We start from the raw sequence: 15837 nt of genomic DNA, 5'->3' as shown, positions 1-15837 counted from the left end.
AACGGTTCCCGGGGTAAATCATCCGCCGGCAACCGGGGGGACCAGGACCATAACGTCCCCGTCCTTCAGTTTGGTTTCAGGGCCTTCGAGAAAGTCGGTGTTTCTCCCGTTTACCAGGAACCTCACTTTTGGAATTCCACCGGCGGTTGTGCCTGTTGTGGCTTCTTTGAACGTTGTCCCGTAGCGGGCTTGAAGGGCTTGCAAGGCAGCTTCCACGCTGTCGCCAGGGTGGATCTCAAGCTCGATTTCGGGCTCTCCTGTGATTTGCCGGATTGTGGCAAGGAACTTTACGCGGACTTTCAAGTCTATCTCTCCTGAAAAACTCTAAAGGAAATAAAGCTAAAGCTGGGAAGACGGAACGTTAGATGAAACGTTATATGGAAAGGAAGATGGAAAGGAAGATGGAAAGGAAGATGGAAAGGAAAATGGAAAGGAAGAGGAAGGCTTTGAGGCAATCCTCTGGCTCAGATAATCTCCAGTTCCTTCAGTTTCTCTTCCGTGGGCTTTCCGTCAACCCAGCCCCGGAGTGCGTAGTACTCGTCGATCATTTCCGGGACGTGGGAAACCTGGCCTTTGGCTGGACCTTCAGGGACCGGCTCTTCGGTAAGGCGCTTTGGGAGGATGTCTTCATTCCGGTCAAGCCCGTATTTGTTATTCATCAGCCGCTCCAGATTTGTGACCCTTTCCCCGAGTTTCAGGAGTTTATCAGCGTCAAGGTCAAAGCCCGTAACCGCTGCCAGCATCCCCGCATATTCGGGCAGTCCCAGGGCAAACGAGGAAAAGAGGCAGACCACCGACGAGTTGATGGCTGAAGTCAGGTCCTGGAGGATGATGGTCCATCTGGGCTTGTCCTCAACGGCGTAGGGGTCGAGCTTTTCGGGCAGCCCCAGGATTTCGGGAGAGATCGTGTAGCCGTAAACGTGGTCGCCGCCGCGGTTTGCGGTTGCGTAGTTCAGGCCTATCCCCTGGATCGGGCGGGGGTCATAAGCGGGCAGTTCCATGCCCTTGACCGTCATTGAAAGTTCCGGAGCCCCGTATTTTTTTGCAAGGGCTCTCGAGCCCAGGGCAAGGTCGGCTCCGATCCCGGCTCGGTAGGCGGTCCTCCAGATGGCTTCGATCATTGAGCCGACGTCCCCGAAGCGCAGGTTCATACCGTGCAGTTTTTCTTCCGGGATTTTTCCTTTCTCCACGAGTTCCATGGCACAGGCAATCGTGCCTCCCATGGAGATGGTGTCAAGCCCCAGTTCGTCGCAGAGGTGATTGGCTTTTGTCAGAGCGTCGAGATCTTTTATCCCGCAGTTGGCTCCAAACGCAAAGATGGTCTCGTACTCCGGCCCTTCGGTATTCCGAACACTGTAGGGACCTTCCGGCACATCGGACTTCCTCCCGCAGACAATCGGGCAGCCCCAGCAGCCAGACCTGCCAGTCAGGTACTTGTCGACAAGGGTCTCTCCGCTCTGTTCATCGGCTTCGGGGAAGTAGGCTTCCTGGAAGTTCCGGGTCGGATAGGCCCCGCTCTCATTGAGGATATTCACAAGGACCGCAGTCCCGTAGGTGTGAAGCCCTCCCTTGGGGCCCGTGACCGGGTTTTCCCTGATTTTTGCCATGGATTCAGCGACTTTCTCTTTCAAAAGTTCCGGGTTTGCAGGGTCAACCCTTTTGTTTCCCGAAACCACGATTGCCTTCAACTTCTTGCTGCCCATGACAGCCCCAAGCCCTGTCCTCCCTGCGGTCCGGTACTTGTCATTCATGATGCCGGAAAAGGGGATCAGGTTCTCCCCACCGGGCCCGATGCAGGCAACGGAGGTCTTCTTCGGGTTTCCTATCCTTTCGACAAGCTCATCCGTGACCGCGTGGACTGTCATGCCCCAGAGTTCCGGGGCTGGCACAAGCCTGGCTTTTCCTTCAACGATCTCCAGGTAGACCGGCTCCTTTGAAATCCCCCGGACCACAACGGCGTCGTAGCCGGCAAACTTGAGGTGGACTCCCCATTTCCCGCCCGAGTTTCCACTCCCGACGGTCCCTGTCTCTGGGGATTTGCTGCAGACGACATGATGGCGTCCACTGGTCGGAAGCTTCCCTCCCGTAGCAGGTCCGGTTACAAAGGCGAGCAGGTTGTCCGGGTCAAAAGGCTGCATGTCAGCCCTGAACTCGTCGTATACGAGCTTCAGGCCGAGTCCCTTTCCTCCAAGGTACATCCGTGCCATTTCTTCATCAAGCGGCGAGTCTTTAAGCTCTCCACTGTCAAGGTCAACTTCTAAAATCTTGCCTACATAACCGCCCAGCATGGAAATCCTCCTTTTGAATGAGTTTCTAATGAGCTCTTCAATGAGTTCTTCAGCTTTTCCGGCATGTAATCATTTTCCCACTTTTAAAGTGTCTGCCGGACCAATACGAGGTCAATTTTGGGGTATGAATCTAAACAGGATATGCAATTGAATATATCTCAGATATTATTATGTTAAGGTTACTAAATAAAAGTATTCACGCCTTAGTAATGCACTCATACCGCACGTCCGCCCTCGTGATTTTCGGCACCTCTCCCCACATTCCGATGTACTCTCCCTGGACCACGACCGCCCCCCTGACTCCGGAAATTTCTTTAACCACGTCAAAAGCCTTCTCTACAGCTTCTTTCCCCGGATTCACGGCATTCCCGAGAGCCGTTGCAGCCGAATCTGCCAGGGAAACATCCTCGGAAAACACTACAGCAGCGTCTGCCATCCCGAAGCTGATTGAAGGCCCCACGGTCCCGGCTGAGGTACAGACCCCGGTGACCGAGTCCCGGGGCTCGAAGACGAAGCCCAGGTTCCTGATGGAGGACTGTCCCGCATAAATTCCCACAACTACAGGCCTGTCGTTGATCATAGCAATGTCTCCGCCGTTGTCCACAATCGCATACGAAGCTCCGGTTTCGACCATGGCTTCCACGGCAAGAGCCGAGACCGTGCCTGCAACCGCACTCATGGGCCCTATTCCCATGGAATTCCCGGCTTCAACCATCCGCCGGACGATTTCCGGGGCGTCGGGAGGATAGGTATGGGGTTCAAGGGTGAGCTTGAAAAAAGGGTCTGAGAGGATGTAGTTCTCAAGGGCTGCGCGGTGAAAACGGATTGCTTCTTTTGCAGCTTCGATGTGGGCTTGCTCGTCAGCTGCGATTGTGACGATGGTCTCCTTAAGCTGGAAATGCTCTTTGATAGTGGACTTTACAGATCCTTTTTCGGGCGCTTTAGCGGGTTCTGGCATGCTGTTCTGATAAAGAAGTAATGGCTTAAAAAAGAAGTGCTTTTCGGGCTATGGGGGGTGAAGGATCTTCAGGGTTGGATTTTTTTCGGGTTGACTTAAAAAGCCGGAGCAACCGGAATAGCATCTACCGTCGTTTTTGTCCCGAGCGAAGCGAGGCTTGAGCAGGCAGTAATTTAAAAAGAAGACGCTGATAAATCAGAAACAGAGTAAGTTCGGTTGTAATTATTGGGGTAAAAATGTGTCCATATGCGTATTTTGTTAAAAGCGCATTTTGTTAAGTGTTATTCGGTGTTGTTGTTTCCGGGTGAGTTCTGAATCAAAGTAAGGACGGTTTAGAAATTAATTGGGAATTTCATTTTGAAGGCTTCCCTAGGGTCAGCTCAATTCCGTTCCCGCAGCTCAAGTATGTCCCCGCAGCTCAATTCTGTTCCCGCAGCTCAATTCCGTTCCCGCAGCTCAATTCCGTTCCCGCAGCTCAAGTATGTCCCCGCTTTTCACGTCGGCTTCCAGGCAGCTGGAGTATTCTTCTATATCCCTGCCGTTCAGCAGAACCCTGATTTTTGGGTATTCGCTTTCGTCTCCGACGGTCACTGCATAAAAATCATGCCCGTAATGGTAGGCAAGAGCCCACAGGACCGTACATACGGTATCCCCTTTCCGGATCTTGACTTCAATTTCCGGCTGTTCTGTGATTTCCTGCACCGAGTCAAGAAACTTTACTTTCATTATCATGGCTGGCCCCTTTCCTGTAACTCCTTATTTAATTATGTGAGGGCTCATAAATAAGAGTACTCAAGCTTCGTTACGAGCTTGAAACTCTCCCTATTTTGTGATCTCTTCTTTGAGATTTCTGGAGCTCATCTTAGTTGTGAGGGGTGATTATACCGAACGCAAAGATTTACACTTACATATAAGCACGGAAGACACAGAAAGCACGGAAGGATTGTGCCCTATTTCCTTTATTCTGTGTTTTCCGTGCTGTCTGTGGTTTAAACTTTCAATTGAGATTGGTGAAAAAATTTGGGGAATTGACTATAGTTAGGGGTGATTGATTCGGGTTTTTAAAACATTTCATTGAGAATTAATAGTTTAGCCACAAATATTCCACTGGCAATGAAAACTGCTGTTTTGGTCTGGTATGGTGCGGTTGCAGCAGTTTCAGGTTTTTCAGCTCTTTCTTCTTCTCCACAATTTTCAGGGAAAGGCCGCTCGCCTCGGCGAGCGGGACTGCTGACGGGGTTGGCAACCTGTGAGGCCCCTGGCTACTGATAATGTTTGAATTAAATGTGCTCCGGTAACAGGCTGATTAAAAGAACATACAGGGGCAAACCGGGGAGAAAACTAGAACAAAACGAAGATAAAACGGGGGCAAAATTTCATCAAAAACGAAAAAAGGGGGCGGCGGATTTCAGGATCACGCCGCCTGACTAAGATCTTTTGAATGAATTTGTGTTTAATTCGGGTCAGAACTGTTGCTCTGCCGGATCAGAACTGCAGCTTCTTCATCCGCTCGACAGCTTCCTGAAGCCTGGGTACGGGCTGGGTGAGTGCGAACCTGATGAAGCCCTCGCCTGCGTCTCCGAAGCCGACGCCCGGAGTTGCTACGATTCCGGCTTCCTCAAGGAGGACCTTTGAGAATTCCATGGAGGTAAAGCCTGCGGGGACGGGGGCCCATATATAGAAGGTGGCTTTGGGCGGTTTTGCTTCAAGGCCCATGGCTTTGAGCCCTTCGATCAGGGTGTCCCTGCGTTCGGTGTAGATTTTGTTCGTGTCGTCCACACATGCCTGGGACTCGTTCATGGCTGCTGCGCCTGCGAGCTGTACGGCTTCAAAGGTTCCGGAGTCGATGTTGGACTTGACTTTGTCCAGGCCCTTGACCAGGTCTTTGTTCCCGACAGCAAAGCCGACCCTCCAGCCGGTCATGTTGTAGGTCTTGGAGTGGGAGTAGAGTTCGATCCCTATGTCCATTGCGCCTTTTGCAGCCAGGAAGGAAGGGGATTCATAGCCGTCGTAGACCATCTGGCAGTAGGCGTTGTCGTGCACGGCAATGATGTCGTGCTCCTTACAGAACGCTGCGACCTTCTCAAAGAAAGCCATATCCGCAACAGCCGAGGTCGGGTTGTTCGGGTAGTTGAAGAAGAAGAGCTTTGCCTTTTGAAGGACATCTGCCGGGATGGAGTCAAGGTCAGGCAAAAAGTCGTTTTCAACCTTCAGGGGCAGCGGGTACGGATCTCCGCCCGCAAACTCGGCCCCTATCTTATAGACAGGATAGCCGGGGTCGGTATAGAGCACGACATCTCCGGGGTTGACAAAAGCAAGCGGGATATGTGCCACAGCCTCCTTGGACCCGATCAGGGCCAGGACCTCGCTGTCCGGGTCGAGCTTAACGCCCTTATACTTCTCGCACCAGTCAGCCGCAGACTTCCTGAACTCATAAAGCCCGTTGTGGGACGGATAACTGTGCGTCCTCGGGTCCCTGACAGCCTCGCACATAGCCTCCACAATATGCGGATGGGTGGGCAGGTCCGGGTCTCCTATCCCAAGGTCGATCACGTCGACTCCCTTAGCCTTAGCTTCGGCTTTTGCTTCATCGATCGCTGCAAAAAGGTATGGGGGTAATGCGTTGATTCGGTCGGAATACATTGGTAAAGTCACCTATATATGGGATTTACGGCGTGTTTTTCTGGGATAGGTACGGTGATTGAAATATTAATAGGTATGGGATGAGGGGAGGTTGTGATTGAGGGTAGACGAGTAATAAATATCTGGATATTTGAAATATCCGAGGAACAAATACAAACTTTTAAAAATCTTGTAATCTTTCATATTTTATTAAGATTCAATTTGTTAATTCTTGACGAAATAATTAAAAGCTTGACGTTCATATCTAAATGTACTGGTCAAATAAGTTGAGAGATTAAAATGGAAGAAGATGAAGAAATTGAAGCTATTGAAGATGAAGATTTTGTCATCACAGAGAAGTACAAGGAAGAACAAAAAAGGCTCGTTAGTCAAAAGATGGACCTGTACATACCAAGCTTAAAAGACATGTTGAAAAACAAAGTGATAGATCTTGAGCCTAAGTTTCAAAGACGAGATCGTTGGAATGTGAAACAACAATCCAAGCTTATTGAATCTATAATAATGGCTGTTCCAATTCCTCCAATATTTCTTGCAGAAGAAGAATATAATACTTACTCAGTTATGGATGGTAAGCAGAGACTAACTGCAATTAACATGTATTTAACTGATAAATTTGCACTATCTGGTCTTACATTTTGGGGGGAGCTTAATGGGAAAAAATTTAGTCAATTGAATCAAACTATAAGAAATGCTATTGAAAGACGTTCGATCTCTGCCGTTGTTTTGCTAAATGAATCTGACTTAGATATAAAGTTTGATGTTTTCGAAAGAATTAATACTGGAGGAGAAAACCTAACTCCACAAGAGGTCAGAAATTGCATTCATCGTGGAAAATTTAATGATCTCTTGGTCGAACTTTCAGAGCTAAACTATTTTCGAGAATGTTTAGGGCTTCCAACGTCTTTTGACAAGCTTAAGAAGATTAAAATATATCAAAGGATGGACGATGTCCAATTAGTTTTAAGATTCTTTTTGCTCCAAGATTATGAAAAAGTTACTGGAAATTTAAAAACATCCATGAATAAATATATGGAACAAAAAAATTCTAATGTCACAGACAAGGAACTTGAAGATAATAGAATTTCATTCACGGAAACTGTCGATAAAGTGTATAGCATTTATGGAAATCAAGCTTTCAGAAAATGGGACACTTCTAAAAGTGAATGGACCACAATTTCGGCCCCATTTTACGATGCTATTATGTATAGTTTTTCAAAAGTAAGTAAGGATTCAATAAAAGGAAAAGAAGACCAGATAATAAGTGGAACTAAATTATTGTTTGAAGATACTGATTTTGTTGAATCAATTAGAAAAGGAACAAATAGCTTAGAGGCAAACAGAACAAGAATCCAAAAATTTTTGGACATGCTTTCATCAGTAGTGTGATATTATGAGCTCTTTTAATTCTCATAGTTCCACTGAATTTTATAGAATAAATGCCTCCTATATTCATTTTTTGGACCAAATTGAAGAGGTAAATTCTCTGCTAGATTACGCTAGTAAAATGAATACTGAAAATTTTAGAATAATTTGGTCCGTGGCTTCAAGAAGTGCAATCATAATGAGTAGTGGATTTCTCGAGAAATACCTTAAAGAGTCTTTTATGGAATTTATTGAGCAAATTAATAATATGAATCTTCCAACTAAATATATTGATGAAAAACTTTTGATTACAAATAAAAGGAAAACATTACAGGTTCTAAAATTAATTAATGAACAAAAATTGAATTCAGATTATGAAAAGATAGTTAAGATTTACGCTTCGTCTTTTGAAAATTGCGAATATAAACCAATTTTTGTCAAAGAGTCTTTCTCAATCACAAATTCTAATCCTGGTAAAGATACAATTAGAACAATGTTTATTGACATAGGTATTCGTAATATATTTAGCCGTGATACTTTTAATGACTTGGATTATGTGGGGGGTGTTGAAACAAAATTGGAAGAATTCATCGGTTTAAGAAATTCATTTGCTCATGGCGGGTCAGGTACAACCATTCCTTCTATAAGTGATGCACAAGATCAGATTGAGTTCTTGAAAAAATTTGTTTACGCATTAAATAAAACCCTTGATGACGAGATTCTTAATATTGAACTGAAATTCCATCGAGATTACTTTAAAACTCTGCCTAATTTTTATGAAATTTGAAATTGCATTTTTTGTTTCATAATTTTTTTAATTGTTGATGGCTAGTCCTTTACCTTCCAAACTCTCCCTCACCCCATTCCCAACCCACTGAAAATTTATATCCCCTCCCTTCGTACTCTTTGGCATGATGCCCTCACTATTAACCCCGCTGGAAATGCCCTCAATAGCCGGCATCAGAATGCCCCGGAACCTCTATATCGTACTCAAGGAGCCGGTGCTTCTTGCCGGAATGCCCTACCCCGGAGTTTTTACTCCCTGGGAAAAGATTGCTGCTGCGGGCTTATCCGAAGTTGTCTGCCTCTGCGATTCGGAGGTCTCTTATGATCCTCATCCCCTCAAGGTGCTGTTTTCTGCGGAGATGGAAGACCTGCACTATGGGAATTCGCCGCAGGACCCTGCGACTGAGGAGGGGCTTGCCAGGCAGGCAGCGGCTCTGGTGAGAAGAAAAATTGATGCAGGAGAGGGAGTCGTTGTCCACTGTATGGGGGGCATAGGCAGGACCGGGACGGTCATAGGATGTGTGCTACGGGACTTTGGTTTTTCCGCGGACGAGGTGGTGGGCTACCTGGACAGGATTAATAAGTCAAGAGGGTTGAGAGGGTGGCCGGAGACGGAGTGGCAGGCGGAGATGGTGAGGAAGTATTAACAGTGGACGGTTTTTGAAATTTGTCCATTGAATTTTAATTAAGATGGCTATTGATGTTGTTTTGTCCAGGCTGAATTATTACGATTAATGTCTCCTTTTACGGATACTTGCCCCACAGTATCCAGCTATAGATGGCTGTTAATCCCGTGACATAAACCCCGAGAGCATAAAACCACCTTCCGTTAAACTTGGGCGTTCGGATCGGTGCTAAATTAAAGACAGCCATACACATAAACATTGTATATATAATGACTGAAAAAATTGTATGGCCGAATAAACCGTTAAACAGAAAGACAAAAGCAAGAATAATGACATTGTTGTCAAGTGCCAATCCCATGTATGTCGAATCATCGACCAGGCCGAAAACATTGAAATAACTCAAGCGTATTGCACTGGCAGCGACAATCACGAATGCTCCAGGTAAGAACCATGGACTGAATTCTCCATAGCTCAAGAGAAATACAGCGGGGCAAATTCCAAAACTTACAATATCTATCAATGAATCAAGCTGTCCCCCGATAGCTCGATATTCATCAGTTCGCCCCTTCATCCGACGGGCAATGATTCCGTCCCCCCAGTCAAAAAAAACAGCCCAAACCATTCCAATTATCGCAACCGGAAAATTGCCTAATATAGCATAGTATATACTAAGGACCGCACATAATAGCCCTGCAAGCGAACAGATATTTGGAAGGTCTCTGGCAAAAGTAAGCATTCCTGTCTTATGTGATTGTTGATGTTGCGAATCTTTCATCTGGATACTTCCGTTTTATTCAAGTCAATGATATCTGCCAATGCTTCAACTAATTTGCAATTTTCTGTTTCAGTACGGCTGGCAATACGAACATAACGGCTAGAATCAGGTAGAGTTTTGTCCTGGCAGTGTTTTATGTACATGTTATGCTCAATAAACAATTGCCGCGTGATTTCAGGGCCACTTTGTGCATAATCCGGGAGGCGGCAGAAAACAAAGTTTGCATCAGGTTTGTAAACAGTCATTCCCTGGATAGCACACAGGTTTTTATACAGATTGTCCCTGTCGATCCGTACCTGTTTACAGCTTTCGACAAACTCCTGTCTGTAATCGGGCAAAATCCGAAGAAACTCTTCGGCAAATCCGTTAATATTCCAGATATGTACGCCTTTCCTTACAGCTTCAGCAAATGCTGAATTTGCAGTTAGCATATAACCTATCCTGAGACCGCAGATGCCATAGGCTTTGCTCATGCTTTTAATGATTGCCACATTTGGGTAACGTTCGATTTCATGTTCCAGGCTTGTTTGATCCGGGTTATGTACAAAATCCATGAAGGATTCATCGACGATCAGCATGCAATCATGATTTGCAAGTTTTTGTGCAAGATTTATTAGATCGGACTTAGGAACCAGTATAGATGTTGGATTATTAGGTGTTACCACAACAGCAACATCTGCTTTAACCCTGATCGCTTCAGCAGCAAACTTATCTACATCCAATTGAAAAGATGGAAATTCAAGGGGGAATTCAACTACCCGGCCTGCCGGTGCTGCATTAGCATATTCATTAAAAGAGGGCACTGGAACGATCAACTTGCTGGATACGTGGCCGGATATAATTTTGATAAGTTCGGCAGCGCCGTTTCCCACAACGATTCTTTCAGCAGGTTGATGGATCAGATTACCGATAAGGCCGGCAAGAGCATCCTGTGCAATCGGGTAATTAAGGACAATGTCGTGAATTTGATTTTTAAAGTTTGTAAAAACTGCCTCTGGCGGGAAATATAGATTGTAAAGATAAGCATGGTCTATGAAATTATGATGATAGTAACCACCATGCTGTCCGGAAACGAATTCGTATTTTTCAGTTTGAGTCTTATAGTTATACTGCATCATGTATTTTCCTTCTTTATTTGTTTTTAGGTGGCACTTCTGTTTTTGGAGTCTTAGCCTTAAGAATTGGCTTTAATTTTAAAGAATTGGACGGAGGGAATGACCTCAAACCGGAAATTGAACGAGTAATCGTATCCTTCTCCTTTCTTTTTGTTTGTTGAAAAAACGACTTTGATATTCCAGAGCTATGCGGCGTGATATTGTTAGGAATTATTGTTTTTGATTTGTCCGCCGAAAATAGTTTCTCAGCCTCTGCCAGATCCTTAACTGTGTCTATTTCATACCATCGCTTGCTGTCAAAAGAGACGGTTTTAAGAGAGAGACTACCATCAGCCACCATTTCCGCAAATACGGTTTCATAATAGTCGTTTACTCTGCCGGCTGAAATGTACTGGTCCAGTCTTTTTGTAATACTATGCCATGAAGAAAGCGAAAAACTGTAAATATTAACAGTCTTGTATCTGATCTCATCAAAAGGCTTGAGAGTACCGCATTGGAACTTCTTAACATCCTGGGATTGATCGATTGTGACAGTGGAACCATTCATCCACGGCTGCATGTGTGCAACGGCAATTCTGTCAGGAAAACACATGTCATCCAGAAGAGATACGTCAAAAACAAGATCACTTTCAACCAGGAGAAACGGTTCATTAATAATTTTACGGGCCATCCAGAGCGAATATATGTTATTGGTGGTCTCATAAAGGGGGCTGAAAATATATTCGATTTTCATTCCGCCAGCCCGCGTTCCCAGAAAATCACGAATACATTTTTCCTGGAACCCTGTGACCACAACAAGACGTTTGAAGCCTTGATTTTTCAAATTGATGACAAGTCGTTCAAGTATGGATACTTTATGAACTATTGTAAGACATTTTGGTGTGTCGCGTGTTAAAGGATAAAGACGACTACCCTTACCAGCTGCCAATAGTAATGCTGTAGTTATAACTCCATCATCACGATTGCAGTGGTTCACATTCATCGTAAATCCAATTGATTGTTATTCATACCATGTATATAACTAGTAGTTAGTATTTAAATTGTCCCCAGAGTTTTAAAATTTGGGATTATTTGGTCAAAAAAGAGTATATTATTCATAATAGTTCCAATAAATAATCCTGGTGGGGTATGCCTCAAACAAAGGCTGATCTGATGATTACGCCTTCAAGTTTTTTAAATGAGTGATATAAATTTTCATTCGGGTTATCTCCCCACCATACGGCTTTTAGATCCCAACTCCTTCCAACACTCCCATCCCCAACCCACTGATAATTTATATCCCATATCCTCCCTACTTCTTCCATGATGCCCTCACTACCAACCTCGCTGGAGATGCCCGTAATAGCCGGCATCAGAATGCCCCGGAACCTCTACATCGTGCTAAAGGAGCCGGCGCTTCTTGCCGGTATGACCTATCCTGCAGTATTCACTCCCTGGGAAAAGATTGCTGCTGCGGGCTTTTCCGGGGTGGTCTGCCTCTGCGACTCGGAGGTCTCTTACAACCCCTCTCCCCTCAAGGTGCTGTTTTCTGCGGAGATGGAAGACCTGCACTATGGGAATCCGCCGCAGGACCCTGCAACGGAGGAGTGGCTTGCCAGGAAGGCAGCGGTTCTGGTGAGAAGAAAAATTGATGCAGGAGAGGGAGTTGTCGTCCACTGCATGGGGGGCATAGGCAGGACAGGAACGGTTATAGGGTGTGTGCTCAGGGATCTTGGTTTTTCCGCGGATGAGGTGGTGGACTACCTGGACAGGATTAATAAGTCAAGAGGGTTGAGAGGGTGGCCGGAAACGGAGTGGCAGGCGGAGATGGTGCGGAAGTATTGAGAGTGGTTTATATTTACTTAGTTACTTATTAGTTATTTGTTAGTTACTTAGTAGTTACTTGTTAGTTGCCTATTAGCTTTCATGCTAATGTTTTAGCTGCTGCTCACATGTTCCGGTTTTTCTTCATAGAACACGTCAAGCAACTTTGCTCCTCTCTCCGTAGTCCGGTACCTCTGGTTTCTATCCTTCGGCCTGGTGGGAATCGTGTATGAAAGGTATCCCTGGTCAAGCAGGGGCTTTATTGATGTCCTGACGTTCTTGGTCTGGTTGGTGAGTCCGATGTGCTCCATTATTTCCGATCTTTTCCTGGGCTTAATGCAGAATTCCAGGATTTCCAGGGACCTTTCATCGGGCAGGTATGCGGATCTGGCTTCGGCAGTCCTGTCGGCCAGGGGCTGGCTGATGAACGCGGGGTGGATTGGGAGGGTCGTCAGGAAATAGTTGAGGTCGTCGTCGGTTTCGAAGATGGGGGGTGGAGAGCCGTTTCTTTTCATTGCCTGGCGGATCTTGGGGATGCCGGTGCTCCTGCCCTCGGTAAGGTGCAGTTCTTTCAGGAAATCCCCTATCCTGCGGTTGCGGTAGTTGCGGGCAGCTACCCTGGGCTTTTTTAGTTTTTCGTTGTTTACGGGAGGGACGGGACCGGGGAAGGAGAGGATCTCGATTCTGTCCAGGCGGACGTTTACTTCGATAGGGCTCCTTTCTTCGTAACTTTTGTGATAGACGGCGTTTGCGAGGGCTTCTTCAAGGGCTCTGTAAGGATAGTTGAAATATCTGAGGGCTTCTGCCCGGTCCGGGACTTTCCTTACCTCTTCTTTCAGGACCAGATTTTTCAAATACTGGAGGGCGTTTTTGAGCTGGATGTGGAGGGGTCCCGTGAAGATTTTTTCCGTGAAGCGGTCTCCTATTTCATCGTAGTACTCGACGATTTCTATTCTGGTCCCGTTGAACAGCCTGTCCGGGTTTTCGTTGAAGAAGAGCAGGCCTGCGTTTACAGGTTTAAGGTATTCGGGAGGTCCCCTTGCTATCTGCATCTGAAGACAGAGGCCTTTGAAGGATATGGAATCTGCGGTTTTATAGAGGTCGCTTCCGACCTCTTTCAAAAAGGCTTTGATAAGGGTAAAATTCATGTCTTCCAGGTCAGCGTTCTGGTTTATCCGGTCGTCAAAGGGTACTTTGGCAGCAAGTTTGAATAGCTGCTGGTCCTCGGAGGAACTGGCACGGACCGTAGAGGAAAAGCGCCGGACGTAATATACGGATTCGGATTTCTTGCCGAGAGTTCTGGGTGCCCTGTACGGCCGTGTATCCCCACCCGCACACCAGATTATAAGAATGTGTTTTTTCTGGAATACCTCGGGCACAGCTACCGGGAAGTAATTTGGGGTCATCAGGTGGCAGAGTTCGAGAAGCTTTTTCTGGTATGCATCAATCTGGCCGAGATCAAGGCCTGCGGGTGGAAGGATCGGCCTTCCGTCCTTTTCCTCGATTCCGACAATGATGTAGCCCCCTCCCCAGTTGTTGATGTCGTTTGCAAAAGCACACATCGAGTGAAGAATGGACTCGGGATTCCAGGATCCTTTGAATTCCAGCCTTTCCCATTCGACTGTGAGCCCGGTGATGAGTTCGTGGACGTTAACCGGAAGCGCCAATCAGATCCCCCATTCAGATTTCATTAGCTTACCCCTTATCACGGTTATTTTGTTAGTTACTACTTATTTCTTTCTTGGTTATTTTATTAGTTACTACTTAGTTATCTTCTTCGTTATTAGTCAGCTATTTATTGGTTATTTTATTAGTTACTACTTAGTTATCTTCTTCGTTATTAGTCAGCTATTTCTTGGTTATTTTATTAGTTACTACTTAGTTATCTTCTTCGTTATTAATCAGCTATTTATTGGTTATTTTATTAGTTACTACTTAGTTATTATTACTTAAATACTTAATTACTACTTAGTTACTTCCTGATGCCTGATAATCTCTCTCAACACAGTCAAAATCTTTCAATGTAAACAGCAAAAACCCTCTTCCTCTGCCAAACTCCATCGCTTTTTTTGTAAAACCTTTCCTCAAAAAAACCGCAAAATACTCTTTCCTCTCTTCCCCGTACCAGTCAACAAACCTATTGTTAATTATTATTGTCACAACAATTATTGTGTTCACAATAATCTTTTTCATATTGCCTGCTTGGTTCTGGTTTCTTCATTTCAAAACTACTTTTTCGAGCACGTCCCTGTCAATCAATGTAACTTTTTCAGCAGCCGCAAGCTCCCGCAGTTCCTCATCGAACCCGCTCATGCTGACAAGCAGGTAATGTTCTTTGCATCCCTCAGAGCCCCACTTGACCTTTCCAGCTTTCTTTTTGAGATCGTTAAGGACTTTGACACTCGTTTTTCTGGCCGTGTACTTTATCTCGCCGAAAAGGATTTCGTCCGTTTTCTCATTCATAGCTACAAGGTCAATTTCGTCTTCTCCTTTCCACCAGCTTCCGATTTTCTTGAACTTCATCGGGAGGAGGCTTCTGTTTTCCTTTAAGATTTCGAGCATTATGTTTTCGAATGCAGGTCCCAGGTATTTATTGAATGCGCTTTTGATCTTGTCCAGGACAAAATCCCTGTCCCCCAGTTCGATGTGCTCGATGTTCGGAAAGATGAACCTGAAATAGAATCTGAAGTAGCTGTCTTTTATCCGGTAGATCCCTTTTCTGGACTTTATTCCTTCTGTTACCGGAATTCTCCTCTCTATGATGTCCAGTTCCTGAAGTACCTGCAGGTATTTCCCGACCACGTCTTTGGACAGGCCGGTGTCGTTTATGATTTTGCCTGAGCTTGCGTTCCCGAAGGCAATCGAGCGGATGATCGTAAAATAATACCTTGGCTCCCGGAGTTCTTCCCGGAGGATGAATTCGGCGTCCCTGTAGAGGAATTCTTCCTTTTTCAGGACCCGGGCTTTTATTGTCTCGAAAATATCGCCTTCGTATTCCAGCAGGTAGGCAGGAGTGCCCCCGAGGACGGCGTATATTGCGATTAGCTCGTCCAGGCTGGCGTCCGGGAAGAAATCTCCCAGGCTTGTGAATTTAAGGGGCTGGAGGTTGACCTGCTTTGTCCTCCTGCCGTAAAGGGGGGATGAGTAGTTGAAAAACTGTTTTTCCATCATGGAAATGGAAGAGCCGCAGACAAAGATCTTGCTCTTTGTGTCCTTGATCTTATGGTCCCAGTAGTCCTGCAAAACCGAAGGGATGGAGCTTTCCGTGCTCGCCATGTAAGGAAACTCGTCCAGGATGAGCACCAGGTCTTTCCTGTCCGCAAAATAGTGGAATGCCTCGTCAACGTTCCTGAAAGGAAAGCGGGAAAGCCTTTCATCCTCCAGCTTCTCTGCGGTGATGGCATAAAGGCGCTCGAGCATGTCGGTCGGGGCTTCCAGCCTGCCCACAAAGTAGATCGCATGGGCTATGGGAAAGTGCCAA

The 15837-nt window shown here is 45.9% G+C and carries 16 protein-coding genes; 4 read left to right on the top strand and 12 right to left on the bottom strand.

Annotated elements, in window-relative coordinates; translation table 11 throughout:
- Positions 1-18 precede the first annotated feature (18 nt).
- From MSMTP_RS10615 to MSMTP_RS10595, 5 genes are all read right to left on the bottom strand, one after another.
- Complete coding sequence (locus tag MSMTP_RS10615) at positions 19-303, bottom strand: MoaD/ThiS family protein (protein ID WP_048179103.1); 285 nt, start codon at positions 301-303, stop codon at positions 19-21.
- Positions 304-464: 161 nt separating this feature from the next.
- A complete protein-coding gene (locus MSMTP_RS10610; protein WP_048179100.1) occupies positions 465-2288 on the bottom strand; it encodes an aldehyde ferredoxin oxidoreductase family protein in 1824 nt (607 codons plus the stop codon).
- A 196-nt stretch (positions 2289-2484) separates the two neighbouring features.
- Complete coding sequence (locus tag MSMTP_RS10605; RefSeq protein ID WP_048179097.1) at positions 2485-3246, bottom strand: UPF0280 family protein; 762 nt, start codon at positions 3244-3246, stop codon at positions 2485-2487.
- A 456-nt stretch (positions 3247-3702) separates the two neighbouring features.
- Positions 3703-3978, bottom strand: a complete 276-nt coding sequence (locus MSMTP_RS10600) for a MoaD/ThiS family protein (protein ID WP_048179095.1) — start codon at positions 3976-3978, stop codon at positions 3703-3705.
- A 753-nt stretch (positions 3979-4731) separates the two neighbouring features.
- The gene (locus tag MSMTP_RS10595) at positions 4732-5889 is read right to left on the bottom strand and encodes an LL-diaminopimelate aminotransferase (protein WP_048179091.1); all 1158 of its coding nucleotides are present in this window, start codon (positions 5887-5889) and stop codon (positions 4732-4734) included.
- 279 nt (positions 5890-6168) lie between these two features.
- Between MSMTP_RS10595 and MSMTP_RS10590 the strand changes: the two genes are divergently transcribed.
- The 3 genes from MSMTP_RS10590 (at position 6169) to MSMTP_RS10580 (ending at position 8684) form a co-directional block, all read left to right on the top strand.
- On the top strand, positions 6169-7275 hold the full coding sequence (locus tag MSMTP_RS10590; RefSeq protein ID WP_052718374.1) for a DUF262 domain-containing protein: 1107 nt from the start codon (positions 6169-6171) through the stop codon (positions 7273-7275).
- A 4-nt stretch (positions 7276-7279) separates the two neighbouring features.
- Positions 7280-8038: an MAE_28990/MAE_18760 family HEPN-like nuclease gene (locus MSMTP_RS10585; RefSeq protein ID WP_048179089.1), complete on the top strand. Its 759-nt coding sequence runs from the start codon at positions 7280-7282 to the stop codon at positions 8036-8038.
- Between the two features lie 154 nt (positions 8039-8192).
- On the top strand, positions 8193-8684 hold the full coding sequence (locus MSMTP_RS10580) for a hypothetical protein (RefSeq protein WP_231582754.1): 492 nt from the start codon (positions 8193-8195) through the stop codon (positions 8682-8684).
- Positions 8685-8781: 97 nt separating this feature from the next.
- Here the strand turns inward: MSMTP_RS10580 and MSMTP_RS10575 are convergent, their stop codons facing one another.
- The 4 genes from MSMTP_RS10575 to MSMTP_RS19285 all read right to left on the bottom strand — a co-directional run bounded on the left by MSMTP_RS10575 (position 8782) and on the right by MSMTP_RS19285 (position 11857).
- Entirely contained in the window at positions 8782-9438 is a 657-nt protein-coding gene (locus MSMTP_RS10575; RefSeq protein WP_048179087.1) for a phosphatidylcholine/phosphatidylserine synthase, read from the bottom strand.
- Entirely contained in the window at positions 9435-10556 is a 1122-nt protein-coding gene (locus MSMTP_RS10570) for a histidinol-phosphate transaminase (protein ID WP_048179085.1), read from the bottom strand. The genes MSMTP_RS10575 and MSMTP_RS10570 overlap by 4 nt, the downstream gene beginning before the upstream one ends.
- A 13-nt stretch (positions 10557-10569) precedes the next feature.
- Positions 10570-11535: a phosphocholine cytidylyltransferase family protein gene (locus tag MSMTP_RS10565; protein ID WP_231582753.1), complete on the bottom strand. Its 966-nt coding sequence runs from the start codon at positions 11533-11535 to the stop codon at positions 10570-10572.
- A gap of 151 nt (positions 11536-11686) precedes the next feature.
- The gene (locus MSMTP_RS19285; RefSeq protein WP_156153791.1) at positions 11687-11857 is read right to left on the bottom strand and encodes a hypothetical protein; all 171 of its coding nucleotides are present in this window, start codon (positions 11855-11857) and stop codon (positions 11687-11689) included.
- Positions 11858-11885: 28 nt separating this feature from the next.
- Here MSMTP_RS19285 and MSMTP_RS10560 point away from each other — a divergent pair, with 28 nt between their 5' ends.
- Positions 11886-12377: a hypothetical protein gene (locus tag MSMTP_RS10560; protein ID WP_231582752.1), complete on the top strand. Its 492-nt coding sequence runs from the start codon at positions 11886-11888 to the stop codon at positions 12375-12377.
- Positions 12378-12469: 92 nt separating this feature from the next.
- Here MSMTP_RS10560 and MSMTP_RS10555 read toward each other — a convergent pair whose 3' ends face one another.
- The 3 genes from MSMTP_RS10555 to MSMTP_RS10545 form a co-directional block, all read right to left on the bottom strand.
- Entirely contained in the window at positions 12470-14023 is a 1554-nt protein-coding gene (locus MSMTP_RS10555; protein ID WP_048179080.1) for an ATP-binding protein, read from the bottom strand.
- A 301-nt stretch (positions 14024-14324) separates the two neighbouring features.
- On the bottom strand, positions 14325-14549 hold the full coding sequence (locus MSMTP_RS10550; RefSeq protein ID WP_048179078.1) for a hypothetical protein: 225 nt from the start codon (positions 14547-14549) through the stop codon (positions 14325-14327).
- 24 nt (positions 14550-14573) lie between these two features.
- Complete coding sequence (locus MSMTP_RS10545) at positions 14574-15803, bottom strand: ATP-binding protein (protein ID WP_052718373.1); 1230 nt, start codon at positions 15801-15803, stop codon at positions 14574-14576.
- Positions 15804-15837 lie beyond the last annotated feature (34 nt).

The sequence above is a fragment of the Methanosarcina sp. MTP4 genome, from assembly GCF_000970045.1.
GTDB lineage: Archaea > Halobacteriota > Methanosarcinia > Methanosarcinales > Methanosarcinaceae > MTP4.
The sequence above is the reverse complement of the archived record's forward strand: the minus strand, read 5'-3'. Positions and strand labels throughout refer to the sequence as shown.

Excerpts from the sequence above, each read along its gene's own strand:
- MSMTP_RS10600 (WP_048179095.1), bottom strand. The coding sequence starts at position 3,978 with ATGATAATGAAAGTAAAGTTTCTTGACTCGGTGCAGGAAATCACAGAA.
- MSMTP_RS10605 (WP_048179097.1), bottom strand. The coding sequence starts at position 3,246 with ATGCCAGAACCCGCTAAAGCGCCCGAAAAAGGATCTGTAAAGTCCACT.
- MSMTP_RS10565 (WP_231582753.1), bottom strand. The coding sequence starts at position 11,535 with ATGAATGTGAACCACTGCAATCGTGATGATGGAGTTATAACTACAGCA.
- MSMTP_RS10550 (WP_048179078.1), bottom strand. The coding sequence starts at position 14,549 with ATGAAAAAGATTATTGTGAACACAATAATTGTTGTGACAATAATAATT.
- MSMTP_RS10580 (WP_231582754.1), top strand. The coding sequence starts at position 8,193 with ATGCCCTCAATAGCCGGCATCAGAATGCCCCGGAACCTCTATATCGTA.
- MSMTP_RS19285 (WP_156153791.1), bottom strand. The coding sequence starts at position 11,857 with ATGGAAGAAGTAGGGAGGATATGGGATATAAATTATCAGTGGGTTGGG.
- MSMTP_RS10585 (WP_048179089.1), top strand. The coding sequence starts at position 7,280 with ATGAGCTCTTTTAATTCTCATAGTTCCACTGAATTTTATAGAATAAAT.
- MSMTP_RS10610 (WP_048179100.1), bottom strand. The coding sequence starts at position 2,288 with ATGCTGGGCGGTTATGTAGGCAAGATTTTAGAAGTTGACCTTGACAGT.
- MSMTP_RS10590 (WP_052718374.1), top strand. The coding sequence starts at position 6,169 with ATGGAAGAAGATGAAGAAATTGAAGCTATTGAAGATGAAGATTTTGTC.
- MSMTP_RS10560 (WP_231582752.1), top strand. The coding sequence starts at position 11,886 with ATGCCCGTAATAGCCGGCATCAGAATGCCCCGGAACCTCTACATCGTG.
- MSMTP_RS10575 (WP_048179087.1), bottom strand. The coding sequence starts at position 9,438 with ATGAAAGATTCGCAACATCAACAATCACATAAGACAGGAATGCTTACT.
- MSMTP_RS10570 (WP_048179085.1), bottom strand. The coding sequence starts at position 10,556 with ATGATGCAGTATAACTATAAGACTCAAACTGAAAAATACGAATTCGTT.
- MSMTP_RS10595 (WP_048179091.1), bottom strand. The coding sequence starts at position 5,889 with ATGTATTCCGACCGAATCAACGCATTACCCCCATACCTTTTTGCAGCG.